This window comes from Bradyrhizobium sp. SZCCHNR1098, assembly GCF_032489375.1.
Lineage (GTDB): Bacteria > Pseudomonadota > Alphaproteobacteria > Rhizobiales > Xanthobacteraceae > Bradyrhizobium.
In genome coordinates this window covers 176,887-201,420 of record NZ_JAUEXY010000006.1, presented here as the reverse complement: position 1 = coordinate 201,420, position 24,534 = coordinate 176,887, and the positions used below count along the sequence as shown (strand labels likewise).

The 24,534-nt window shown below is 65.0% G+C and carries 24 protein-coding genes; 12 read left to right on the top strand and 12 right to left on the bottom strand.

From position 1 onward, the window contains the following. Positions 1-284 precede the first annotated feature (284 nt). On the top strand, positions 285-557 hold the full coding sequence (locus QX135_RS15345; RefSeq protein ID WP_315717640.1) for a hypothetical protein: 273 nt from the start codon (positions 285-287) through the stop codon (positions 555-557). A 232-nt stretch (positions 558-789) separates the two neighbouring features. Then, the gene (locus QX135_RS15340) at positions 790-1,680 is read left to right on the top strand and encodes a cation diffusion facilitator family transporter (RefSeq protein ID WP_315739622.1); all 891 of its coding nucleotides are present in this window, start codon (positions 790-792) and stop codon (positions 1,678-1,680) included. 138 nt (positions 1,681-1,818) lie between these two features. Here the strand turns inward: QX135_RS15340 and QX135_RS15335 are convergent, their stop codons facing one another. Next, positions 1,819-2,058 (bottom strand): hypothetical protein, encoded by a 240-nt coding sequence (locus QX135_RS15335; protein WP_315739621.1) that lies wholly within the window; start codon positions 2,056-2,058, stop codon positions 1,819-1,821. A 534-nt stretch (positions 2,059-2,592) separates the two neighbouring features. On the opposite strand from QX135_RS15335, the gene QX135_RS15330 reads away from it, so the two are divergent. Further along, entirely contained in the window at positions 2,593-3,132 is a 540-nt protein-coding gene (locus tag QX135_RS15330; RefSeq protein ID WP_316234146.1) for a TRAP transporter small permease subunit, read from the top strand. Next, positions 3,129-4,730, top strand: coding sequence for a TRAP transporter large permease subunit (locus tag QX135_RS15325; protein ID WP_316231208.1), 1,602 nt, complete (start codon positions 3,129-3,131; stop codon positions 4,728-4,730). Before QX135_RS15330 ends, QX135_RS15325 begins: the two co-directional genes overlap by 4 nt. 200 nt (positions 4,731-4,930) lie before the next feature. Here QX135_RS15325 and QX135_RS15320 read toward each other — a convergent pair whose 3' ends face one another. From QX135_RS15320 to QX135_RS15305, 4 genes are all read right to left on the bottom strand, one after another. Further along, positions 4,931-6,019, bottom strand: a complete 1,089-nt coding sequence (locus QX135_RS15320) for an ABC transporter substrate-binding protein (protein WP_316234145.1) — start codon at positions 6,017-6,019, stop codon at positions 4,931-4,933. Positions 6,020-6,201: 182 nt separating this feature from the next. Beyond that, positions 6,202-7,338 carry a TRAP transporter substrate-binding protein gene (locus QX135_RS15315; RefSeq protein WP_409997703.1) on the bottom strand — a complete coding sequence of 379 codons (1,137 nt, stop codon included), beginning with the start codon at positions 7,336-7,338 and terminating at the stop codon, positions 6,202-6,204. Positions 7,339-7,472: 134 nt separating this feature from the next. After that, positions 7,473-8,603, bottom strand: a complete 1,131-nt coding sequence (locus QX135_RS15310) for an Mrp/NBP35 family ATP-binding protein (protein WP_316180581.1) — start codon at positions 8,601-8,603, stop codon at positions 7,473-7,475. A 132-nt stretch (positions 8,604-8,735) separates the two neighbouring features. Next, on the bottom strand, positions 8,736-9,182 hold the full coding sequence (locus QX135_RS15305; protein ID WP_316180583.1) for a VOC family protein: 447 nt from the start codon (positions 9,180-9,182) through the stop codon (positions 8,736-8,738). A gap of 261 nt (positions 9,183-9,443) precedes the next feature. Between QX135_RS15305 and QX135_RS15300 the strand changes: the two genes are divergently transcribed. From QX135_RS15300 to QX135_RS15275, 6 genes are all read left to right on the top strand, one after another. Continuing rightward, complete coding sequence (locus tag QX135_RS15300; protein WP_316180585.1) at positions 9,444-10,313, top strand: NAD(P)-dependent oxidoreductase; 870 nt, start codon at positions 9,444-9,446, stop codon at positions 10,311-10,313. Positions 10,314-10,664: 351 nt separating this feature from the next. Then, the gene (locus QX135_RS15295) at positions 10,665-13,064 is read left to right on the top strand and encodes a TonB-dependent receptor (RefSeq protein WP_316180587.1); all 2,400 of its coding nucleotides are present in this window, start codon (positions 10,665-10,667) and stop codon (positions 13,062-13,064) included. A gap of 7 nt (positions 13,065-13,071) precedes the next feature. After that, positions 13,072-14,502, top strand: a complete 1,431-nt coding sequence (locus QX135_RS15290; protein WP_316180589.1) for a PepSY domain-containing protein — start codon at positions 13,072-13,074, stop codon at positions 14,500-14,502. Between the two features lie 136 nt (positions 14,503-14,638). Then, positions 14,639-16,234: a HAMP domain-containing sensor histidine kinase gene (locus tag QX135_RS15285; RefSeq protein ID WP_315739609.1), complete on the top strand. Its 1,596-nt coding sequence runs from the start codon at positions 14,639-14,641 to the stop codon at positions 16,232-16,234. Between the two features lie 47 nt (positions 16,235-16,281). Next, positions 16,282-16,479: a DUF1289 domain-containing protein gene (locus tag QX135_RS15280; protein ID WP_315739608.1), complete on the top strand. Its 198-nt coding sequence runs from the start codon at positions 16,282-16,284 to the stop codon at positions 16,477-16,479. A gap of 28 nt (positions 16,480-16,507) precedes the next feature. Beyond that, positions 16,508-17,044: a TIGR02281 family clan AA aspartic protease gene (locus QX135_RS15275; RefSeq protein ID WP_315739607.1), complete on the top strand. Its 537-nt coding sequence runs from the start codon at positions 16,508-16,510 to the stop codon at positions 17,042-17,044. Between the two features lie 87 nt (positions 17,045-17,131). On the opposite strand, the gene dusA is transcribed toward QX135_RS15275, so the two are convergent. After that, positions 17,132-18,130 (bottom strand): tRNA dihydrouridine(20/20a) synthase DusA, encoded by a 999-nt coding sequence (gene dusA, locus QX135_RS15270; RefSeq protein WP_316180591.1) that lies wholly within the window; start codon positions 18,128-18,130, stop codon positions 17,132-17,134. Positions 18,131-18,217: 87 nt separating this feature from the next. Next, positions 18,218-18,529: a hypothetical protein gene (locus QX135_RS15265; protein ID WP_316180593.1), complete on the bottom strand. Its 312-nt coding sequence runs from the start codon at positions 18,527-18,529 to the stop codon at positions 18,218-18,220. Here QX135_RS15265 and QX135_RS15260 point away from each other — a divergent pair. Continuing rightward, positions 18,522-18,905, top strand: a complete 384-nt coding sequence (locus tag QX135_RS15260) for a hypothetical protein (RefSeq protein ID WP_316180595.1) — start codon at positions 18,522-18,524, stop codon at positions 18,903-18,905. The genes QX135_RS15265 and QX135_RS15260 overlap by 8 nt on opposite strands. A 65-nt stretch (positions 18,906-18,970) precedes the next feature. Here QX135_RS15260 and QX135_RS15255 read toward each other — a convergent pair whose 3' ends face one another. Together QX135_RS15255 and QX135_RS15250 are read right to left on the bottom strand one after the other, a co-directional pair. After that, positions 18,971-20,170, bottom strand: a complete 1,200-nt coding sequence (locus tag QX135_RS15255; protein WP_316181148.1) for an IS256 family transposase — start codon at positions 20,168-20,170, stop codon at positions 18,971-18,973. Positions 20,171-20,391: 221 nt separating this feature from the next. Beyond that, the gene (locus tag QX135_RS15250; protein ID WP_315772874.1) at positions 20,392-20,805 is read right to left on the bottom strand and encodes a hypothetical protein; all 414 of its coding nucleotides are present in this window, start codon (positions 20,803-20,805) and stop codon (positions 20,392-20,394) included. 108 nt (positions 20,806-20,913) lie between these two features. On the opposite strand from QX135_RS15250, the gene QX135_RS15245 reads away from it, so the two are divergent. Then, a complete protein-coding gene (locus QX135_RS15245) occupies positions 20,914-21,849 on the top strand; it encodes a LysR family transcriptional regulator (protein ID WP_315776923.1) in 936 nt (311 codons plus the stop codon). Between the two features lie 256 nt (positions 21,850-22,105). Here QX135_RS15245 and QX135_RS15240 read toward each other — a convergent pair whose 3' ends face one another. From QX135_RS15240 to QX135_RS15230, 3 genes are read right to left on the bottom strand one after another with little or no spacing between them, the layout of a single operon-like run. Beyond that, positions 22,106-22,996, bottom strand: a complete 891-nt coding sequence (locus QX135_RS15240) for a U32 family peptidase (RefSeq protein ID WP_316181566.1) — start codon at positions 22,994-22,996, stop codon at positions 22,106-22,108. 36 nt (positions 22,997-23,032) lie between these two features. After that, positions 23,033-24,010 carry a peptidase U32 family protein gene (locus QX135_RS15235; RefSeq protein ID WP_315757284.1) on the bottom strand — a complete coding sequence of 326 codons (978 nt, stop codon included), beginning with the start codon at positions 24,008-24,010 and terminating at the stop codon, positions 23,033-23,035. Further along, a complete protein-coding gene (locus QX135_RS15230) occupies positions 24,001-24,519 on the bottom strand; it encodes an SCP2 domain-containing protein (protein WP_315757285.1) in 519 nt (172 codons plus the stop codon). Before QX135_RS15230 ends, QX135_RS15235 begins: the two co-directional genes overlap by 10 nt. Positions 24,520-24,534 lie beyond the last annotated feature (15 nt).

The window sequence follows — 24,534 nt, the reverse complement described above, 5'->3', positions numbered from 1 at the left end:
GCACGGACGAGGTCGTGATCGATGTTCGCCTGCCAACCGCGGCGCGACGCGCTTGGGACACTGGCAAGCGCGCCACGGCGGGCGTGCGCGCGTGTCGCTGGATCCTGACGGGATCTCGCGTCCATCGCTGCCGACACTGCATCGCATCAACACAGGCTGCGCGTGGCGTACCGGAACCCCGACCAGCCGGCCGAGTTGCAAAGGCGGAGCATCGAACGATGAGGCAGAAAACTCCTCATCGAATCCCGCTCCCCTTTTGGCTGTTCTTGGAAAGAGAGGCGACAATGAAAGCACCCCTTCTTCTTGCCGGCGCAGTGATCATCGGATCGGTCGCGCCAGTGCTCGCGGACGAGTATTACATCGTGCAGGGACCGAGCCATCGCTGCACCATCACCACCACTCGCCCCGCCGACCGCGAGGTCGTCACGCAGATCGGACCGATGGCGTTCACCAGCCGCGTGGAAGCCGAGGACCGCATCCGCCAGACCAAGGTCTGCGAGGACGAAGGCACGGTCGGCAGCTCCACCAGCACCACCACGGTCATCAAAGAGAAGTAGTCGGCGGCGTCATTCCTGTTGGCGTTGCCGCGACAAGGCCGCGCCCATGTCCGTGGGCGCGGCCTTTCTGTTTTCCACAGATCATATTGCGCTCGCGGCAACGCCGCGCCCGGCGCATTCGCGACGGCGATGAACCGAGGATATCAGCTTTTCCGATAGCGAGCGGCCGGCAGCGGAGGTTGCGTTCCGCCGCAGCGTTGAGTACCCCAGCGCGGGATCGGATCAGGACATCATGGCCTCGCAATCGCTCAAGCTCGCCATCGGCAGCCTCGTGGTCGGAACGATCGTGCTCGGCCTGAAGTATCTTGCCTATTGGATCACCGGCTCGGTCGCGCTGTACTCGGACGCCCTCGAGAGCATCGTCAACGTCGTCACCGCCGCCGTCGCGCTCGTCGCGGTGCGCATCGCAGCCAAGCCCGCCGACGCCAACCATCCGTTCGGCCACCACAAGGTGGAGTATTTCAGCGCGGTGATCGAGGGCGTCATGATCGTCGTGGCGGCGCTGCTCATCATCCATGAGGCTTACGGGAATTTCTTCAATCCGCGGCCGTTTTCGGCGCCCGTCGAAGGGCTCGCGGTGAATGGGCTGGCGAGCGCGATCAATGCGGTCTGGTGCTGGCTGTTGATCACGCGTGGCAAGCGGCTGCGGTCGCCGGCGCTGGTGGCCGACGGACGCCATCTGCTGACGGACGTCGTGTCCTCGGGCGGCGTCGTGGTCGGCCTCGGCCTCGCGGTGATGTTGCAGCTGCCGATCCTCGATCCGGCGCTGGCCGTGCTGGTCGCCGTGAACATCCTGTGGTCGGGATGGCAGGTGCTGAAGGAATCCACCAGCGGGCTGATGGATGAAGCGGTCCCGGACGCCACGCTGGCGCGCATTCGCCTGATCATCAGTCAGCATGCCGGCGGCGCGCTGGAGGCCCATGATGTCCGGACCCGCCATGCCGGCAAGCTGACCTTCATCGAGTTCCACCTCGTGGTGCCCGGCGAGATGTCGGTCAACCAGGCGCACGAAATCTGCGACCGGATCGAGGCCGCCTTGCGCGAGCACGACGAGCACAGCTGGATCACCATCCACGTCGAACCAGAGAACAAGGCCAAGCATTCCGGCGTGGTGGTGCTGTAGCGCCGCACATCAGGCGGCGCGGCCGGTTTTTTTGATTTTTGAGGAGGCTCGCCGCGTCGGGTCAGGCCCCAGGCATCCCCAGATGCCTGCGGGTTCGACGGTGTCGGAGTGCCCGCCGCCAGCGGTCACGAAGCCATTTCACTTCTCCTGGAGCGCGTACTGCTTCGACAGATGGTCTCCAATCTGGACCAACATGGCGACGCATTCGGGATAGCCGGGCCTGCCGATCGTCTCCTGATCGGCACTGGCGCGAAACTCCCAGGAATTTCCGTCCCGCACGACCGCGATGAGAATGCCCTCGGCGTACTCGGTATGAGCCTTCAGCTCGGCCACCGCCATCGCGATCAGTTCGGCTTCGGTCTTGCTCGGCTTGCTCATCCGGTTGGTCCCTGCATCAAACGTCCACGACGACGCTTTTATCCAGCTTGTGGCCCCACGCCAACATTCCCTTGCCGGGGATCAGACGCCTCGCCGGATCACCACACCACATTCTGATCCCGCGCTCCGCCCCAGACAGCCCACGCGACCATCCTCCACGGCCGCCCCCATCGGAGCGATGGACGGCCGGCAGCGAACTGCCCGCTCTTTCGGCAGGCCGGACGCCGCCCCCCGAACCCGGGTTTAGCCAGCGCCGCCAGACTGTTGCCGGCGCGTCAATGTGTCCATTTTCCGATTGACGGCAGGACGGCGCGCTGAAATGGTGCCCCCGCTTTCAGGCCCAGCGCGGCCGATGGGCGCTCGCCCTTCATACAAGCGCCGAACAAGAGCTGAAGGCATCGAGGGGGAGGACGTTTCGTTGGATTCGCTTCAAGCGCGCCGTCATGACGACATGCACGTTCTGCGTGATCGCGAAGCCGTGCCTCCTGAGAGCTCAGGCGCGCTCGTCTGACAGCGCCCGCAGCGGAGACAATGATGCGCCCCTTGTTGGCAATCAGTAACGCCATCGATCAGCTCAACGAAAAGATCGGTTACGTCTGCAATGTCATGGTGCTGCTGGCCTGCCTGGTCAGCGCGATCAACGCCATGATCCGCTATGCCTTCAGCTACTCGTCGAACGGCTGGCTGGAATTGCAGTGGTACATGTTCGCGCTGCTGGTCATGTTCGGCGCCTCCTACACCTTCCGGCGCAACGAGCATGTTCGGGTGGAGCTGCTCTATCTCTATCTGTCCGAGCGCGGCCAACTCTGGCTCGATCTGATCGGCACGCTGTTCTTCCTGATCCCGACCTGCCTGCTGCTGGCCTACCTGTCCTGGCCGTTCTTCATGCAGTCCTATTCGGTCAACGAGATGTCGGCCAATGCCGGCGGCCTGCTTCGCTGGCCGGTGAAGTTCGCCATCCCCGCGGGCTTCGTGATGCTGGCGCTGCAGGGCCTCTCCGAGGTGATCAAGCGCGCCGCCGCGCTGCGCGGTGAAGTGACGATCGACGCCAAATACGAGAGGCCGACGCAATGATTACGCTGGAGATGATGCCGCCGCTGATGTTCGGCGGCCTGGTCCTGGCGATGCTGATCGGCTTCCCGGTGGCGTTCACGCTCGCCGCCGTCGGCCTGTCGTTCGGCTTCCTCGCCATCGACTTAGGGTTCTTCGACCTCAACTTCCTGCAGGCGATTCCGGGCCGCATCTTCGGCAGCGTGCTCGCCAACGACCTGCTGCTCGCGATCCCGTTCTTCACCTTCATGGGTGCGATCCTGGAGAGATGCGGGCTCGCCGAGGACATGCTGGATTCGATGGGCCAGCTATTCGGGCCGATCCGAGGCGGCCTCGGCTATTCCGTCATCATCGTCGGCTTCATCCTCGGCGCCATCACCGGGACGGTGGCGGCACAGGTGATCGCGATGGCGATGATCTCGATGCCCGTGATGATGCGCTACGGCTACAACATGCGCTACATCACCGGCGTGCTCGCGGCGTCCGGCACCATCACCCAGCTGGTGCCGCCGTCACTGGTGCTGATCGTGCTGGCCGACCAGCTCGGCAAGTCGGTCGGCGACATGTATCTCGGCGCCTGGGGCCCCTCGATCTTCCAGGTCGTGCTGTTCGCCGGCTACACCTTCGCGCTCGGCCTGGTCAAGCCGGGCCACCTGCCGCCGGTGCCGAAGGAGGCGCGTACGCTGACCGGCTGGGCGCTGTGGAAGAAGTGCCTGATGGGCATCATTCCCTCGGCGGTGCTGATCTTTGTCGTGCTCGGCACCATGATGATGGGCCTGGCCACGCCGACGGAAGCCGGCGCCATGGGCGCGGTCGGCGCGATCGTGCTGGCGGTGATCCACCACAAGGAGTTCACCAAAAGCGATCGCAGCATCCTGATCGTCGGCGTCGTCGCCGCCGGCATCGGCACCATCATCGCGATGCTGTTCACCGAGAACCTCGCGTTCAAGCTCTCTTTCGCGGTCACCTATCTCGCGGTTGCCTGGCTCTGCATCCGCGCCGTCGCCCTCCCCGACCTGCGCGACCTGATCAAGCAGGGCTACGAGACAACCATGCGCATCACCTGCATGGTCACTTTCATCCTGATCGGCTCGACCTGCTTCTCGGTGGTGTTCCAGGGCGTCTCCGGCGGCGAATGGCTGGAGCACCTGCTCACCTCCCTGCCCGGCGGCGTCTGGGGCTTCCTGATCTTCATCAACATCTTCATCTTCTTCCTGGCCTTCTTCCTCGACTTCTTCGAGATCGCCTTCATCATCCTGCCGATGATCGCACCGATCGCGCAGAAGATCCTGGCGCCGGTGGTCGGCCCGGAGGCCGCCCTGATCTGGTTCGGCGTCATGCTGTGCGTGAACATGCAGACCTCGTTCCTGCATCCGCCGTTCGGCTTCGCGCTGTTCTACCTGCGCGGCGTCGCGCCGAAGGAAGTGAAGAGCTCCGACATCTATTGGGGCGCGATGCCATGGATCGGCCTGCAGGCGATCATGGTGCTGCTCGTAATCGCGTTCCCGGTCACGGTGACCGGCCTGCTCGACAAGCCGGTCCAGGTCGACCTCGACAAGGTCAAGATCGAGGTGCCGCAGATCGATCTGCCGCCGCTGGATTTCGGCGCGCCGAAGCAGTAGACGGCGGCTCCGACCGAATGAAGAAAACCCCGGAAGCTCCGCTTCCGGGGTTTTTGTTTGGGGCCGCCTCTTTTGTTTGGGACCTGTTTGGGACCGTCTCTATCAGCGCGTCATTGCGAGGCGCCCTTGCGCCGAAGCAATCCAGGGGCACGCGCGCAGCCCTGGATTGCCTCGCTGCGCTCGCAACGACGGAATCTCGCTCAGCTCTGCGACCGCCGGGCCATGAAGTTGTCGTAGCCGACCTCGGCGACCTGGAACCAGGAATAGCCCGCACCCGAATAGGCCGTGAGCGAGTCCAGCGCCTTCTTGAAGTTTGGATTGCCGGCGGCGACCTCGGCATGCAGCTCCTTGGCGGCCTTGAACGAGGCTTCCATGACCGGGACCGGGAACGGATGCAGCTTGGCGCCGCCGGCGATCAGCTTGCGCAGCGCCAGCGGGTTGGCGGAATCGTACTTGGCCATCATCCAGTTGTTGGAGTAGTGGCCGGCCTGCTCAAGCAGCTTCTGATAGTGCTTGGGCAGCGCGTTCCACTTGTCGAGATTGATCATGGCGAGCAGCATCGGCCCGCCCTCCCACCAGCCGGGGAAGTAGTAGTGCGGCGCGACCTTGTAGAGGCCGAGCTTCTCGTCGTCATAGGGACCGACCCATTCGGCGGCGTCGATCGTGCCCTTCTCCAGCGCCGGATAGATGTCGCCGCCGGCGATCTGCTGCGGCACCGCGCCGAGCTTCTGCAGCACCCGCCCGGCAAAACCGCCGATGCGGAATTTCATGCCGTTGAGATCGTCGACGGAGTTGACCTCCTTGCGGAACCAGCCGCCCATCTGGCAGCCGGTGTTGCCGGCCAGCAGCGAGGTGACGTTGTAGCTCTTGTAGAACTCGTTGAGGATCTCCTTGCCCCCGCCCATCAGGTACCAGGCCTGGTTGATGCGCATGTTCGGGCCGAACGGCACCGCCGAGCCGAAGGTGAAGGTCGGGTCCTTGCCGAAATAATAGTAGGACGCGGTGTGGCCCATCTCGACGGTGCCGTTCTGCACGGCGTCGAGCACCTGCAGGCCGGGCACGATCTCGCCGGCTGCGAAGGTCTGGATCTGGAATTTGTTGTCGGTCGCCTCACCAATCATCTTGGCCATGATCTCGGCGCCGCCATGCAGCGTGTCGAGCGATTTCGGCCAGCTCGTGGTCATGCGCCATTTGATCTCCGGCATCGATTGCGCGATCGCGGGCGATGCGATCGCGGCGGCGCCGGCAGCGCCGAGCCCGGTGACCTTGATGAAGTCTCTCCGCTTCATGCTCTTTCCTCCCTTGGGGTGATTGTGTTCGTTTCCTGGGCAGCCTTCTTGCGAGGCTTAGTTCCAGTGTGGATCAAAGTGCGTCGGAGTGCCATTGCAAAACGATGTCGCAATGCAACGCAAAAGCCCGGCCTCTTGCGAGGCCGGGCTCAATGTCTATCCGCCGATCGAAATGCTGAAGATCAGCCGCGGGTGCGCGAGCGGATCATGAAGCTGTCGTAGGTGTATTCGGCGACCTGCCACCACAGATATTCGTCCGAGCGGTAGGCCTGCATGGCATCGATCGACTTCTTGAAGTCGGGATTCTTGGCCGAGATCTCGCCCCAAAGCTCGTTGGTCGCCTTGAGACAGGCTTCCAGCACCTCGTTCGTGAAAGGACGCAACTGGGTGCCGCCGGCGACCAGGCGCTTCAGCGCCGACGGGTTCTGCATGTCGTAGCGCGCCGCCATCCAAGTGTTCGCGGCCATGGTCGCGTTGGTCAGGATCGCCTGGTAGCTCTTGGGCAGCGAATTCCACTTGTCCAGGTTGGTGTAGGCATGGACGGTCGGACCGCCTTCCCACCAACCCGGATAGTAGTAGTACTTGGCCACCTTCTGGAAGCCGAGCTTCTCGTCGTCATAGGGGCCGACCCACTCGGCCGCGTCGATGGTGCCCTTCTCCAGCGCCGGGTAGATGTCGCCACCGGCGAGCTGCTGCGGCACGACGCCGAGCTTCTGCAGCACCTGGCCGGCGATGCCGCCGATGCGGAATTTCAGGCCCGAGAGGTCGGCGGCGGTCTTGATCTCCTTGCGGAACCAACCGCCCATCTGGGTGCCGGTGTTGCCGCAGGGAAAGCCGATCACGCCGAACTTCTTGTAGAACTCGTTGGCGAGCTCGTTGCCGCCGCCCTGATACAGCCAGGAGTTCTGCTGCCGGGCATTGAGGCCGAACGGCACCGAAGCGAAGATCGCGAAGGTCGGGTCCTTGCCGACGTAGTAATACGACACCGTGTGGCACATCTCGACGGTGCCGTTGGCGGTCGCGTCCAGCGCCTGTAGGCCGGGAACGATTTCGCCGGCCGCGAACACCTGGATCTGGAACTTGTTGTCGGTCATTTCGGCGACGTACTTGGCCAGCTCGGTGGCGCCGCCATAGATCGTGTCGAGCGACTTCGGGAAGCTCGAGGTCAACCGCCACTTGATCTCGGGCGACGACTGCGCGATCGCCGGCGAGGCGATGGCCCCCGTCGCCGCGGCACCGGCGGCCGAAACCTTCAGAAAATCACGACGCTTCATATTAGGGCATCTCCTTGTTGGGGGCGTTTCCCGTTGAAAAAGCATTTATCCGCCGATGCGATTGGCCGCACACGGTCGAAGGCGATCCGGGCCGGGCTTTAGCACGGAACCGGTTAAGCGAAAACGCGACGTTGGAATGACAAACGGTCCAATAGTCGCACGCGCTTCGCTGCAGTGCATCAAGCAGCGACGATGGCGTCCTTGAGCTGATCCCGCACCGACGCGGCGATGGCCCGGTAGATCGCGGCATGCGGACCCTTCGGCTCGCTCTCGACCACCGGGTTGCCGGCGTCCGACGTCGAGCGGATGTCCATGTGCAACGGGATCTCGCCGAGGAACGGCACGCCGAGCCGCTCGGCCTCGTGGCGCGCGCCGCCATGACCGAAGATGTCGGACCGGGTGCCGCATTGCGGGCACTGGAAGTAGCTCATGTTCTCGATGATGCCGAGCACGGGCACGTTGACCTTGCGGAACATCGCAAGCCCGCGGCGGGCGTCGATCAGCGACAGGTCCTGCGGCGTCGACACGATCACGGCACCCTTCAGCGGCACGTTCTGCGCCAGGGTCAGCTGGGCATCGCCGGTGCCCGGCGGCATGTCGACGACGAGCACGTCGAGCGTGCCCCAGGCGACGTCGCGCAGCATCTGGTTGATCGCCGACATCACCATCGGGCCGCGCCAGATCATCGGGCTGTCCTCGTCGACGAGAAAGCCGATCGACATGATCGACAGGCCGAACCGCGACAGCGGAATCATCTTCTTGTCGTCGGTGAGCTTGGGCTTTTCCTGCAGGCCGGTCAGCCGCGGCACCGAGGGGCCGTAGATGTCGGCGTCGAGCAGCCCGACCTTGAGGCCGAGGTCGCGCAGGCCCAGCGCGAGATTGATCGCGGTGGTCGACTTGCCGACACCGCCCTTTCCGGAGGCGACGGCGATGACCGCCGCGATGCCCGGGATCGGAGCCTGCCGGGACATCGGCGAGTCGGCCGGATGCTGGTGCTGATGCGGACGATGCGCCGCGACCGGCTGCACGCCGCCCTGTCGCGGCGGCGGGGCGGCAGCGCCCGCCTTGCGCTCGGCGGTCAGCGCGATCATTGCCATGGTCACGCCGGGAATGGCGCGCACGGCGGCTTCGGCTTTCGCGCGGGTGTCTTCCCAGGCGCGGGCCTCGCTGGCCTCGACATTGATCGAGAAGAACACCTTGCCGTCATTGGCCGTGATCGGCGACAGCACGCCGGCGTCCGGCAGCGCCACGCCGCGTGGCGAGCGGACCCGCTTGAGTGCCTCGATAACCTGCTGCTGCGTCACGCTCACGGCGCGTCTCCTGAAGAAGTTCAGAACGCGCCACATCGTCGCGCCCTATCCTGTTGACCGGACATGATCTTCCGTCGTCCGCGACGGGACCGCCCCGGCCCTGCGTTGCGCTGCCTCATAAAGCCGGCCGGCTCAAAACGCCACCTTGGTTCCGATGTCGCCGGCGGTCTCCACCGGCGCGTCGTCGGCCTGCTCCTTGGCCGCCTCGTAATTGAGCTCGATCGTCACGCCGTTGGGGTCGCGCACGAAGATCTGCCACAGCTCGCCGCCGGGCACCTGGCGGGCATCGAACGGCATGCCCTTGGCGGCGAGCCGCGCCTTCATGCCGGCAAAGCCGCGGCTGACAAAGGCGACATGGTGGACGACGCCAGAGTCCGGCTTCTGTGCCTCCGAGGTCGGCGAGATGTCGACCAGGTGCACCACCGGGCGGCCCTCGCTGTACATCCAGGCGCCAGGAAAGGCGAAGTTCGGCCGGGCGCCGTTCTCGAGCCCGAGCACGTCTTCATAGAAGCGCACCGTCTCGGCGAGGTTGCGGGTCCGGATGTTGAAATGATCGAGCACGCCGACGCTGACGCTCATGCGAGATACTCCCTGGCTGGTTCGTTGGTTGACTGGATTTCGTTGCCGGATGACGGCTTTGCAAGCCGTCATGATGATGCCTCTTTAGCACGGGCGGACGTTTTCGCATCCGTCACGAAGCCGTTGCCCCTGTTTCGCAAGCGGCTATGGTGCGGCGTCCAGCGCCGCCGCCGGAACCCGGCCGGCCGCTGATGTTTTCCGTCAAGAACGGCCCGGCCCTCTCAAGGCTGTCGGCAGAACCCCAAGGTCAAGGTAGCTCATATGGCTAAAGTCGCTTTCATCGGTCTCGGCGTCATGGGTTTCCCCATGGCAGGACATCTCGTGAAGAAGGGCGGTCACGAGGTCACGGTCTACAACCGTACCGCGGCCAAGGCGAAGGAATGGGCTGACAAGTTCGGCGGCAAGACCGCCGCGACGCCGAAGCAGGCCGCCGAGGGCCAGGACTTCGTGATGTGCTGCGTCGGCAACGACAACGATCTGCGCGCGGTCACGATCGGCCCCGACGGCGCCTTCGCCGGCATGGCCAAGGGCGCGACCTTCGTCGACCACACCACGGCGTCGGCTGAAGTGGCGCGGGAGCTCGATGCCGCAGCCACCAAGGCCGGCTTCAAATTCATCGACGCGCCCGTCTCCGGCGGCCAGGCCGGCGCCGAGAACGGCGTGCTGACGGTGATGTGCGGCGGCACGCAGGATGCCTATGCCGGCGCCGAGCCGGTGATCGCGGCCTATGCCCGGATGTGCAAGCTGCTGGGACCGGCGGGCTCCGGCCAGCTGACCAAGATGGTCAACCAGATCTGCATCGCCGGCCTCGTGCAGGGCCTGTCCGAGGGCATCCATTTCGCGAAGAAGTCGGGCTTGGACGTGCCCGCCGTGATCGAGACCATCTCCAAGGGCGCCGCCCAGTCCTGGCAGATGGAGAACCGCTACAAGACCATGAACGACGGCAAGTATGACTTTGGTTTTGCGGTGGAATGGATGCGCAAGGACCTGTCGATCTGCCTCAGCGAAGCGCGCCGCAACGGCGCCCATCTGCCGGTGACCGCGCTGGTCGACCAGTTCTATTCCGAGGTCGAGAAGCTCGGCGGCAAGCGCTGGGACACGTCGAGCCTGCTGGCCCGCCTGGAGAAGTAATCCGCGATCGCGATCCGATGAACGTGCCGCCGCGCGCTTCGAGCGGCGGCACGTTTATTTCTGCCCCGTGACGACCAACTGGCTCGTCATCGCCGTCGGCCGGGACCTCGCGCGCCCTATCTGACCCGTATCAGCCGGCGCCATTGCGCACCCTCCGACTCGCTGATACCCGTTGCAATCGCCAATCGTTCGCATGTGTTGCCGAACAGAGACAGGCTTGACCAGAAGAGAAGATATGTAATGTTATAACATTACATATCTAACGTTCTGCGTTAGCTCTCGTCCCGGTCACAAGAGCGCTGGAGGGGGCGCGGACACCGGCATGGCCGGACCGCGGGTGGGGGAATCGGAATGAGCATGCGGGACGTCCGGGGTTTGATTGCGTTGGCGGGGCTCGTTGCGGCGGTCTTCTGCGCAGCCGTTCCGCTGGCCCATGCGCAGCAGGCAGCAAATCCTGGCGTGAGGCCGGCGGCCGACACGCTGCTGCCAGACGTCACCGTCGATGCGCCGCGCCAGCGACAGGCTGCCGGCCGTTCGCCGCCACCGGTCAGAACAGCCAGCGGGACGGTACACCCCATGCCCCGAGGCACAGCGACGCCACCGCCGGCAGCCGCGCCATCGCCCCACGCCTCCGCCTCCCCAGCGGCGACGCCGCTCAACGGCAATGCGGCTCCGGCGGTCGGCGGCCGGCTGGGCCTGATCGCGCGCGAGGCGCCGGCATCGATCGAGGTCGTGGGTGCAGCGACGCTGCGCGAGCAGGGCTATCACACCACCGTCGATGCGGTGAAAGGCGCCGCCGGCGTCAGCGCCGGCGATGCCCCGAACGACGTCGGCTTTGCCATGCGCGGCTTCCAGGGCAACCAGGTCAACGTCCTCTACAATGGCATCAACATCGGGCCGACCGGCTTCACCGCGCTGACGATGGAGACCTTCAACCTCGACCGTGTCGAGTTTCTCAAAGGCCCCTCCTCGCTGATCTCCGGCCAGGGCGCGGTCGGCGGCACCATCAACTTCGCGACCAAGGCGCCGCACAACGGACCGGTCCAGAACGAGGCTTTCATAGGCTTCGACCAGCGCGGCACGTTCCGCAGCGGCTTTGGCTCCGGCGGCGGCACCGCGATCGAGGGCCTGGACTATCGCTTCGATATCAGCCGAACGAAAGAGGTCGGCTTCATCGACGACACCGAGTTCAAGAACGTCCATGTCTCGGGCCAGCTCGACTACCGACTGTCCGACAGTTTCAAGACCTTCTTTGCCGCCGAGTTCAAGGACTACAAGGCCAAGCCCTACGAAGGCACGCCGTTGGTGCCGGTCACCTACAGCGGCGCCAACGCGACCAGCGGCATCGTGTCGGGCACCAAGATATCCGCCTACAACGGCAGCGATCTCGGCGCCGTCACGATAGACGGCCGCACGCTGTCGACCAACTACAACGTCGTCGACGGCCACAAGACGATCAAGGAATCCTGGGTGCGCAGCGGGTTCGAATGGAACCTCAGCAACGACGTCAGGCTGCGGAGCCAGATCTACAACTACAATGCCAGCCGCGACTGGTACAACAACGAGGTCTCGGCCTTCAACGCCGACACCGGCCGAGTCGATCGCGAGCGCTTCTTCGTCCACCACAACCATAACATGGTCGGCAACACCACCGACATGACCTGGAACGGCAGCATCTTCGGTCTCGCCAACCGCTTGGTCACCTCGGTCGAGAGCTCGCATACCGACTTCACGCGGCCGGGCGCTGCGAATTTCTTTCACGACACCGTGCCGCTGGTCGGGTTCGACAGGAGCGTCTTTGGAACTCTGACGACACAGCTGCAGACCGCCACGATCGACAGCGTCGCCCTGAACCTCGAGGACCGGCTGAAGCTCACCGATACGTTCGCCCTGGTCGGCGGCCTGCGCTACAATCCGTTCTCGCTCGACCGCAACTCGGTCGACAGGAATGGCGCGGTGAAAAGTGGCTTCCCCTATTCGAAGAGCTGGCAGCCGGTCACCGGCCGCATCGGCTACACGTGGGAGGCGCTACCCGGCACCACCTTCTACAGCCAATATGCGACGGCCACCGACATCTCGGCCGACAGCATCTTCATCTTGAGTCCGACGCAGAACCTCGCGCTGTCCGACTCCCGCAGCTACGAGACCGGCGTCAAGCAGCTGCTGTGGAACGGTCGCGCGGAGTGGACCTTCTCGGCCTTCGACATCGCGCGCAACAACGTCTACAGCGCCCAGGCCGGCCAGCAGCTCAACCTCGCCGGCAAGGTGAAATCGCAGGGCATCGAGGTCGCGGCCGCCGTGCGGCCGACGCCGGAGAGCAAGCTATGGGGCAACGTCGCCTATGTCCGCGCCCGCTATGCCGACTATGATCTCGCGGGCGGCGGCTCGTTCTCGGGCAACACGCCGCCCAACATTCCCGCCATCATCGTCAATGGTGGCGGCTCCTACCGCTTCCTCAATCCCGGCTGGTGGCCGGTCGAGCTCGGCTTCTCGGTTCGTCACGTCGGCGACCGCTGGAGCACCGATGCCAACACGGTGAAGCTAAACGCCTACACCACCGCCGATCTGTTCGCCTTCGTCGATCTGCCGAAGGTGCCGATGTTCGCCACCGCGACCAGCACGCGCCTCGCCTTGCGCATCCGCAACGTCACCGACAGGCGCTACGCAGCCTGGAGCGATCCGTTCTATCCCGACCAGATCTTCCTCGGCGCGCCGCGCACCTACGAGGTCGAGGCCTCGTTCAAGTTCTGATGACAGCATGATCCAGGCGCTGATCCTCATGCACCGCTGGTTGAGCATCCCGCTCGGTCCGCTGTTCGTGCTGTGGTTCGCGACCGGGATCGTGATGCACTACGTGCCATTCCCGGCGCAGACCGAGAGCGATCGCTTCGCCGCGCTGCCGGTGCTCGACATCGCCGTGTCGCTGCGCAGTCCCGCGGAGGCCCTCGCCGCTGGTGGCATCGATCATCCCGCCCGCATCCGGCTGTTTCAGCGCGTGGATGGTCCGGTCTATGTCATCTCGGCCGCCGGCCTCAGCGCGGCCTTTCATGCCGACACGCTGGCCGCAGCCGACGTGAACGATCCCGGTCTCGCACTATCGGTGGCACGCGCAGCAGCCCAGCGACGCGGGCTCGAGGCCGATCGCGCCGCCATCGCAGCGCTGGACAGCTACGATCAATGGACGGTGCCGAACCGGTTCGATGTGCATCGTCCGCTGCACCGGATCGCGCTCCACGATCCCGACGGGACCGAGCTGTACGTGTCGTCGAAGACCGGCGAGGTCGTGCTCGACACGACACGCTTCGAACGCGCCTGGAACTACGTCGGCAGCGTTGTCCATTGGATCTATCCAACCGTCCTGCGCAAGGACTGGGCGGCCTGGAACGTCGTCGTGTGGTGGCTATCGCTCGCGGCCGTCATCGCCGCCGTGACCGGCGCCCTGCTCGGTCCGATGAGGCTGCGACCTCGCGAGGCGCGGCTGTGCTCGCGCTACCGCGGCTGGCACCTGTGGCATCATTGGGCTGGTCTGCTCTGCATGCAGTTCGTGCTGACCTGGATGGTCAGCGGTTGGCTGTCGATGGACCATGGCAGGCTGTTCGCGACCGGCCATCTGACGCCGTCCGAGGAAGCCATCCTGGTCGGCACACCGGATTGGAGCCGCCTGACTGCGGTTGCACTCGCGGCGGTGCATGGCGAGGCTCGCGAGATCGAGTGGTTCGCCTTCGGCGGCCGCCTCCATCAGCGCACCCGGCGAGCGCCGGGCCAGCAGCAGATTTCGGTGCTGGACGGCGCTTCGGCAAGGATCATCGGACGCTTCCTGCAGCCGGCCGACGTCAATGCCGCAACGTCCCGCCTGGGCCACGATTGCGCGCGCTCGACCGAAGTCGAGCCGGGCGACGACTATCCGTTCGTCTCCGATGTGCCGGGCGCGCCGGTCCATCGCGTGATCTGCGGCGACACCTGGTATCATGTCGACGCCGCCTCCGGCGCGGTGCTCGAGAAGCTCGATCCGTCCCGACGCGCCTATCGGTGGCTCTATCAGGCGCTGCACACGCTCGACTTTCCGGCCCTGCTCGCCCATGCGGCGCTGCGCACGGTTCTCATCGTCGGCCTTTGCGCGATCGGCCTCGTCTTCAGCATCACGGGCGTGGTGATCGGCTGGCGCCGCCTGCGAATGAAGCTCCGCTGAGCCTCGCACAATGGTTAATTTAACGCGCGGTTAACGCAAATTTTTCGTTGTCTATAATCCGTCTTAAGGATTTGGGCCCAGTTATAGACAATGCAGAAAGCAGCCCGTGCGTCCCGGGCAGGATTTGTGTTGTTTGATGAGTAAACCCGCTGAAAAGCCTGAGGTCGTCGAGCTTCCGGCAGATCCGCCGGCGCTTGCACCGGCAAGCCAGCGCCGGGCCGCGCAGCAGCGGGTGCGCGAAGCGCGCGACCGGTTAACGTCGACATCGGGAACGCGTCCGGCCTTCGATCGCGAGCTGCTGCGCCAATACGCGCAGACCCGCATCTCCGCCTCCTACATCGTCGTGCTGCTGGTGGTCGCAACCGGCCTGATGCTGAGCGCCTGGCTCCATACGCTGGCGGCCGGCGCCTGGACGGCCGGCGTGCTTTGCATCCACGCTGCGATCGTCCGCAACTGCTCGAACTTTCTCGCCGACCAGCCGTCGATGGCGGCGACGCGGCGTTGGCGCACGCGCTTCGTGCTGCTCGACCTGCTCTACGGCGTGTGCTGGATGGCGATCCTGATCCACCCCGCACTCGCGGCGGTGTCAGGCACGCTGATGATGTTCCTGATGCTGCTGGTGATCGCCGTCTCCAGCATGCTCGCTGCCAACCTGCCCGTCGCAGCCGTCGCGGTCACCGCACCAGTCACGGTCGCGATCACCCTCAGCCTCGTGCTGTCGGGCACGTTCGACAATTACCTGCTGGCCGGATTCGCGGTCGCAGCAGAAGGCTATTTCGTGCTGCTCGCCCATCAGCTGCATTCGACCACGCTCGCCACGCTCGAAGCACGCGCCGAGAAGGACGCCCTGATCGGCGAGCTCGAGCAGGCCAAAGCGATCTCCGACGAGGCGCGCTACCGGGCAGAAGCGGCCAACGTTGCCAAGTCGCGCTTCCTCGCGCAGATGAGTCACGAGCTGCGCACGCCGCTGAACGCCATCCTCGGCTTTTCCGAGGTGATGAAGAGCGAGATCTTCGGAACGCACGCGGTGCCGGTCTACAAGGAATATTCGGCCGACATCCACAATTCCGGCGTCCACCTGCTCAACCTGATCAACGAGATCCTCGATCTCTCGCGCATCGAGGCCGGCCGCTACGAGCTCAACGAGGAAGCCGTGGCGCTCGTGCACGTGATCGCCGACTGCCATCATCTCCTGAAGCTGCGCGCCACGAGCCGCGGCATCACCATTCACGAGGTGTTCGAGCGGAAGATGCCGCGGCTGTGGGCGGACGAGCGCGCGATCCGCCAGGTCGTGCTCAACCTGCTCTCCAACGCCATCAAGTTCACGCCGCAGGGCGGCGACATCTGGCTCAAGGCCGGCTGGACAGCCTCGGGCGGGCAATATCTCAGCGTCAAGGACACCGGCTCGGGCATCCCCGAGAACGAGATTCCGATCGTGCTCGCCTCGTTCGGCCAGGGCTCCAACTCGATCAAGTCGGCCGAACAGGGGGCCGGGCTCGGCCTGCCGATCGCCAAGAACCTGATCGAGATGCATGGCGGCACGTTCACGCTGAAATCGAAGGTCCGCATCGGCACCGAGGTGATCGTCACCTTCCCGCCGGAGCGGGTGATGTCGGCGCTCGCTCCGCTGTCGGACGAGGCCCCGCCATTGCAGCCGGAGCATGCGATCGCCCCCGCTAAGGAGAAGCGCCGGGTGCGCAAGCCGATCATGAATGCCGGAACGGGACTGTGAGATGATTGCACTTGCACGACAGTGGCAGAACCTTTCAAACTCGCTCCATGAGCCAGGATACGCCCTGCATCGCCGTCTGCATGATCGACCCGAAGACGAAGCTCTGCTTCGGTTGCGGACGCACGCTGCCGGAGATCGCCCGCTGGGGCCGCATGTCGCGCGACGAGCGGCTGGCGCTGATGGACGGGCTGCCGTCCCGCATGCACGACGCCGGCCTGCCCGCGCTGGCGCGTCGGCACGACTGAGCGCCTCCGTGCCGACGGGAGGCGCGGCATGAACAAGATCGCGCTCGTTCTCGTCACCATGGTGCTCACCGCGGGCGCCGTGATCGTCTACAAGGATCCCGAGCAGGCGGCGCTCGCAAGCGACACCGTGTCGGAGGTTCTGCGCAGCCGCGTGCTCAGAGCCAAGGCGAGCCCTCCGACCAACGCGGTCGAGATCGAGCGCACCAGAGGCGGTGAGTTCGCGTTGCGCGCCAAGATCAACGGCGTCACCGCGCCGATGGTGGTCGACACCGGCGCCACATCGGTAGTTCTGACCTACGAGACCGCCAAGGCCGCAGGCCTGCCGCTCGAACTGCTCGCCTACGACGTCGACGTCGAGACCGCCGGCGGTCACACCAAGGCGGCGCGCCTGACCTTGGACCGGCTTGCGATCGGCAAACTGGTGGAACGCTCGGTTCCGGCCTTGGTAGTGCCGCACGGCCAGATGAAGACCAATTTGCTCGGCATGAGCTTCCTCGACCGGCTGGAGCGCTGGGAAGTGCGCTCCGACCGGCTGATGCTGCACGGCTTTCCCGACCGCAGCTGAGGCCCAGCGCCTCGTTGCAGCCCTGCCGGAGGAGAATGCGCTCGCGCGACAGACCGTCACCGAGTTGCTGCCGCCGGCCTGATCCGCTCAGGCGAGCGCCGCAACCGCCGGACGATCCTCGACCATTGCCACCGCCTCGCGCAGCACCTCGATGCCGGCGTCCGGCTTGACTCCACGTTCGGCAAGATGGCGGCGGAAGGCGCGCGCCCCCGGCACCGCATGATAGGCCCCGACGAGATGCCGCGTCATCGCGTGCAGCCGCGTGCCCTGCCCGAGCTGATGTTCGATATAAGGCTCCAGCGCCGCCAGCGCCTCTTGCATCGACAGATGCGGCGCGGCCTCACCGAACAGCATGGGATCGACATCGAGCAGCCGCCACGGCTCCTGATAGGCAGCTCGCCCGAGCATCACGCCATCGACATGCGCGAGATGACCTTGCGCAGCCTCGATGCTGCCGATGCCGCCATTGATGATGACCGGCACGTGCGGCAGCCTCGCCTTCAGCCGGTACACCCTGTCGTAGTCGAGCGGCGGGACGTCACGGTTCTCCTTCGGCGACAAGCCGTCCAGCCACGCCTTGCGCGCGTGCACGATCAGCGCGTCTGCGCCGCTGTCGACGACCGCGTCCGCCAGCATATCGAGTGCGATTTCCGGATCCTGATCGTCGATGCCGATGCGGCACTTCACCGTGACGGGAATGCGAACGGCGTGCTTCATCGCGGCGACGCAGGCGGCGACGAGCCCAGGCTCGGCCATCAAACAGGCCCCGAAGCGGCCGTCCTTCACCCGGTCCGATGGGCAGCCGACATTGAGATTGATCTCATCGTAGCCGAACTCCTCGCCGATCTTGGCTGACGTCGCGAGATCGCCGGGATCGGAGCCGCCGAGCTGCAGCGCCACCGGATGCTCGCTTCGATCGAAGCCGAGCAGCCGCTGGCGGTCGCCATGTATCACGGCGCCGGTGGTGACCATCTCGGTATAGAGCAGCGCCCGGCGCGACAGCAGCCGATGGAACACGCGGCAGTGCCGGTCGGTCCAATCCATCATGGGCGCCACGGCAAATCTATGTAATTGATATTGCTTCATTTTTCGAGCATAATCAACTCGTAAGGTCGCCTCGTGTGCACTCTATTCTACGCCACAGCGCGATGTTTTTTCCGGCTTTTTGCCGCCTCAGTGCACACGGAGCGCACACGCGTGGCAACTATCACCAGACTGAAATCCGGCTCTTGGAGAGCCCAAGTCCGACGAAAGGGGAAATATGTCAACGGGACGTTTCTCCGCCGAAAGGATGCCGAGGAATGGGCCATCGATATCGAGCGGCGGATCGATCGCCAAGAACCGACAACGACGCAAAAGTCCCGCGACGTCCAACTCTTCGGCGATCTCGTCACGCTTCATCGTCAAGATTTGGCCGAGGTGGGAAAGGACATTGGTCGCTCCAAAACTGCGAGCCTCATCTTCCTGAACGAAAGACTTGGGCATCTTCGTCTTCCAGAGCTTGATCGAGAGCGGTTCATCAAATTTGGAAAAAGAGCGCGCGATGGAGGGGGCCGGCCCGGTGACCGTCGGTATCGATCTTGGATACATCAAAACGATTCTGTCTCGCGCCGCCGCAGTACACGGCATCGTTGTTTCAACCGAACCACTCGACCACGCCCGGATGGCTCCTCGACGTCTCGGGCTCGTCGGAAAAGGCGATGAGCGCAACCGCCGTCCCACGCAAGACGAACTCGATCGTATTATCTCAGCGTTCGAATTAAACAGTCGGCAACAGATCCCAGTCGGTCGTGTGATCCGATTCGCGATCGCAACGGCTATGCGGCAAGATGAAATTGCAAGAGTCGAATGCGCGACTTGATCGTGTCCTGTGGCGTGGTGTAGCTGAGTTGGGGCCACCACGTTCGCCGGCATGGGCCGGATCGATCAGCTGGCGATAGCCGGGAGGCTGACGGTGGGATCATCGCCCAAAGGAGCGATGGTTTCCAGTGTCATGTAGCGGCCGCGCTGGACCGCCCATTCATCGTTCTGTTCGAGCAGAATTGCGCCGACCAGACGGGTGATGGCGTCCTCGTTAGGGAAGATGCCGACCACTTCGGTTCGCCGCTTGATCTCGCCGTTGACGCGTTCGAGCGGATTGGTGGAGTGCAGCTTGGCGCGATGCGGCGCGGGAAAGCTCATGTAGGCCAGCACGTCGGTCTCGGCCTCATCGAGGAACGTCGCAAGCTTGGGCAGTTTGGGGCGCAGCTGATCGGCGACCCTTCGCCATTGGGCGCGCGCCGCTTCGGCGTCGTCCTGGGCAAACGCGGTGGCGATGAAGGCGGAGACGACGCGTCGGCCGCTTTTGCCGGCATGAGCAAGGGCGTTGCGCATGAAGTGCACGCGGCAGCGCTGCCAGCTGGCATTCAGGACTTTGCCGACCGTGGCCTTGATCCCCTCATGGGCGTCGGAGATGACCAGCTTGACGCCGCGCAGGCCGCGTCGCGCCAGCTTGCGCAGGAAGGCGGTCCAGAACGTCTCAGCCTCGGACGGGCCGATGTCCATGCCGAGCACCTCACGCCGGCCGTCGCTGTTGACGCCGACCGCGATGATCACCGCGACCGAGACGATGCGCCCGTTCTGACGCACCTTCACGTAAGTGGCATCGATCCACAGATAGGGCCAATCGCCTTCGATCGGCCGGCTCAGGAAGGCCTTCACCTTGTCGTCGATCTCCGCGCACAGCCGCGACACCTGGCTCTTGGAGATGCCGCTCATCCCCATGGCCTGCACTAGGTCGTCGACCGAACGGGTCGACACGCCCTGGACGTAAGCCTCCTGCACCACCGCAGTGAGCGCCTTCTCGGCCATCCGCCGTGGTTCAAGGAAGCCCGGGAAGTAGGAGCCCTTGCGCAGCTTGGGAATGCGCAGTTCGACGGTGCCGGCCCGGGTCTCCCAGCTGCGATCGCGGTAGCCGTTGCGCTGGACCAGCCGATCCTGGTTCTTCTCCCCATAAGCTGCGCCCGTCAGTCCCTCGACCTCGAGCTCCATCAGCCGGTGGGCGGCAAAGCCGATCATCTCGCGCAAAAGATCGGCATCGGGGGTCTTTTCCACGAGCGCGCGCAGGTTCATCATGTCGTCGGTCATCGGTGGTTCCTCGAATCAGGTTGTGTGCTGCAACCCGACCTTACCGACGAATCACCGATGACTACCGCAAAGCCGCCCGCTCGCTACGGCGCTATTGAGGGCGCGCTTCGCGAGCGGCTTTGCTCCAGCTACACCACCACCTGGGACACGACCGATTCCCGGGCTCGTCGTAGCGTCACGTTTGGTTAAGGCGAATGCATAAGGCCGCCGCCTCAATGCGTTCACATCGCCTTGGCGAGCACGAACAACCGGAAATCCTCGAGCGCCGCGTGCCGATGCGGGGCGACTTCGCGCTGGTAGGTCTCGGTGTCGACGATCGAGCGGAAGGCAGCGAAATCGCCGTATTCATTGATCGCCGCTTCGTCCCAGCGTTTGCCTTGCGGGCCGACCAGGCTCGCCAGGACCGGCCCGGAAAACATCCGCACCAGCGGCTTACCGGCTGCGAGACGCCGGAAGGCCGGTCTATAGCGTTCGTTAAAGGCTTCGCGGCCCGAACAGGGCGCGGCGTCGAAGCCGTCCTCGTAACGCGCATACGCGCGGTAGCGCAGCAGATTGAGCATGTAGACCGGCTGGCCGGGGGGAATCGCGCGCTCGGCGGCGTCGAGGGCTTGCAGCGTGATTTCGATGGCGTTCATGGGACTTCTCGCGGTTTCTAGCGGCGCAGCATGCGCGCTAACGCTCCCCATTTGGCCCATCGGAACGGCCTCTTGTAGCGACCCCGTCGCCATGACTATGTGGACTGAATGTCCACAACAGCCTTGCCTCCCGACCTCTCGCGTCTCCTCGCCTTCGTCCGCGTCGTCGAGGCGGGCTCCTTCGCCGAAGCCGCGCGGCGGGCGGGGACAACCACCTCGGCGATGTCCAAGGCGGTCGCCCGCCTCGAACAGGCTCGCGGAATACGGCTTTTGCATCGCACCACCCATTCGCTGGCGCTGACCGAAGAGGGCGAGCGGCTGATGGCGGCGGGACGCGCGCTGGCCGAAAGTCTCGATCGCGTCCAATCCGCGCTCGGCGAAGCCGCGCGTAACGATGGCGGACGGGTGCGAGTGACCGCCCCCGCCTCGTTCGCGCGTGCCTGCATCCTGCCGCGACTGCCTGCGTTCCTGCGGGAGCGGCCGGAAATCGAGATCGAGATCAAATTCCGCAACGAGATTCTTGATCTCGCAGCGGAAGGCGTCGACATCGCCATCCGCTCAGGACCCCTCGATCGCGCGCCCGGTCATCTGGCGCGGCGGCTTTGCACGTTCTCCTGGATCGCTTGCGCCTCGCCCGCCTATCTGAACGCGCGCGGCGCGCCGGCGACTCCATACGAGCTGTCCGAACATGACCACGTCGGCTTCCGCAATCCCGCGAGCGGGCAGATCCTGACCTGGCGCTTCACCGACCCGCGCGGCAAAAAACTCGTTCGCGTCGCGCCCAAGCCCAAGCACATTTGCGACGACGCGCACGCTTCGGTCGCTTTGATCGCGAATGGGTTCGGCATTGGCTGGGGCCCGGCATGGCTCGTCCACGACGACTTGCGCACAGGTCGGCTCGTCGAAGTGCTTGAGCCGTGGCGCGCGCCAGCGGAGCCCCTATGGATGCTGCGCACCTCGGACCGCCGGCCGCCCCTGCGCACGCAGCGCGTCATGGCGTTCCTCGCTGCGCTTCCCGCCGCGTTCAGCAACAAATCGGGATGAGGCGCCGGCCGTCAGCTGGGCTCTGCGGTCGGCGCGTAGGACGCCAGCCGTTTGGAGGGGAAATCGGGGACAGACCACGATTTCCCCGGCTTCCTGGGCTTCCGCCTGGGCGCGGTCAGCAATCTGCAGCATGCCGGCAACAACGCGCTGCGCGCCGTCTCTCAACTTCGTCCATCCGTGGTCAGTCAATTTGAGATGGGTCAACATGCAGACTGAGCACATCCAAGTTCACCTCGACAGAAGGACACGGCAGTACCTACCCCGAGACGTAGGAGGCACCGGGGGCGCCGTGCAAGAAGCCGTTGGCGAATGGAACGTCCGGATAGATCTCGCGCAAGCGATCCCTGGCGGCCTCAGCTTCCACGCGGCCCGCCAGGACCGCCTGGAATTGCTCGGACACCGCGACCATGTCGCAGGCCTGAGGTGACAGCCGCAGCGATCTCACGCCGCTCTGCGTCAGACGATCGAGATCGCCGAGCAGGTTGCAGCAACCATGCGACAACGTCTGCACGCCATTCATGGTGAGGAACGCTTCATTGTCCAGCGTCGTCACGACGAGGCCGTCCGGATCCTGCTCGCACACGAAGCGGCAATTGTCCTTGGCGAGCTTGTGCAGGCGGGCGTGATAGCAGCGCGCGGAGATCGCGAGCGGCACACGGCCGAAGGCGAACACTTCGATCGCCACCTGCGGCACGGCGCCGGCGATCGCGGCAACCGAGGACAGTGGCAGCTCCGGCGGGAGGCAGATCCGGGTAGCGCCCTGGGCGGCATGAAACGCGGCGCTGGCCTCGTTGTAGATGTTGACGAATGGCCCGATGGCATGCGGCCGACCGGCGATCGATTTGAGGCAGGTGAGGTCGTTGACCTCCACCAGACCGTGGCCAAACTCGGCGAGGCTTGCCGTCTGCCGGCGCTCGCGTCGCAACGACACCAGGACCAGCGAACCCAGCAGCACCTGCTTGCCGGCAGCCATAAGCCGCTCGATGACTTCAGGCAAATGGGGTTCGAAGAACGGCGCGCGCTTAGAGCAGACGACCTCGCCGACCACGACGCGGTCGAGCGGGGCCTCGTCGGCCATACGAAAGTAAAAATCACGCCAGCGCTCGGGCTGCCAATTGTAGAGCACGGGCCCCAGAGTGAGCTGCATTCGGCCTGCGCCTTGTTCCGCCATTGTCATGTCGTCCTAGCGCCAGGTCTTGCGGTAGGCGCCCTGCGTGGTGGCCTGCCCTTCGGTGAACGCCGTGAGGTCGGACGCGTCGGCGGACCGGCCGGCATCGAGCGCTGCCAGCACGCTGCGGAAATGCCGCACGACCCCGTCGACATAGGCGCGGCCGCGCTGGCGGCCCTCGATCTTGAGCGCGGTGACGCCGGCTTCGCGCAAGCCTGCGAGCAGGGTCGTGGCATCGAGGCTGACCGGATCCTCAAAGATGTAGCCAGAACCCTGTGCGGTCGAGAAACGCCCCTTGCACAGCGTTGGATAGCCGGCAGGTTCGTTGCGTCCGAAACGGTTGATTGTGAAAGCGCCAAGCCGCGAGGTCGTGCCCAGTATCGTCTCCTGATAGACGACATGACTGGCCGGCGAGCATACCCCCTGCATGTTCGGCGACTTGCCGGTGGCGTAGGAGGACAGCGAGCAACGCCCCTCGGCCATAACGCATAGTCCGCCAAACACGAACACTTCGGTCTCGCATGCCGTCTCACGGGTGATATCGGCGATCTCGGGCACGCTCAGCACGCGCGGCAGCACCACGCGGCGGGCACCGAAATTCTCGACATAGAACGCAATCGCGTCGACATTCGCCGCCGCCGCCTGCACCGAGACATGCAGTCGCTGTTCGGGATGGCGCCGCGCGGCATAGTGCATCAGCCCGACATCGGCAAGGATCAGCGCGTCGGCTCCGGCCTCGACGGCATCGTCGACCGCGCGACGCCACAGCTCGACGGCGCCGGCGCGCGGGAAGGTGTTGATCGCAACCAGCACCTTGGCGCCGCGCCGATGCGCGAACGTTACTCCTTCGCGCATCTGCTCGCGGCTGAAATTCAGCCCGGGAAAGTTGCGGGCATTGGTCTCGTCGGCGAAGCCGCAATAGACGGCATCGGCACCGGCTTCGACCGCGCTCTTCAGCGCCGCCGGCGTCCCTGCCGGGCAGATCAGCTCCATCGTCGCATCCCGCTTTCGTTCGTCGTTGATCTCAGCAGCGAGTCACGCGCGGCCGCGAGCAGGCGTTGCGCGGGCACGCCGAACGGCCCCGAAAGCGCTGCGATCTCGCCGACCAGATCCAGACCGGCATCGTCGATCGCATTGCGGAGCGCCAGCACCGCCTCGATATCGCCTTCGATGACGAGCTGACGCGAAAACATCAGCGCATCGCCGTCGAGCCGGCCCTCGACCAGCGCCAACAGGCTCACGATCGACGCGGAGATGGAGGCATCGAGGCCGGTGGGCAGCTCGCGCACCGCCGCGAGTTGCGGCTGCTGTGGGCCCGCCTGAATCACGAAAGCGAACGGCAGATCGGTCGGCTTGATGCCAAAGCGCTTTCCGCGATGCGACCCGAGCCGGTCGAGCAGATGCGGATGCCGGCGCAAGAGCCCACGCAGGAAAGCGCCGAGCGCGATCTGCAGGGGCAGCAACGGCAACGGACGCAGCACCTGCCTGAGCAGTGGCGGCAACAGGGGCAGTGAGGT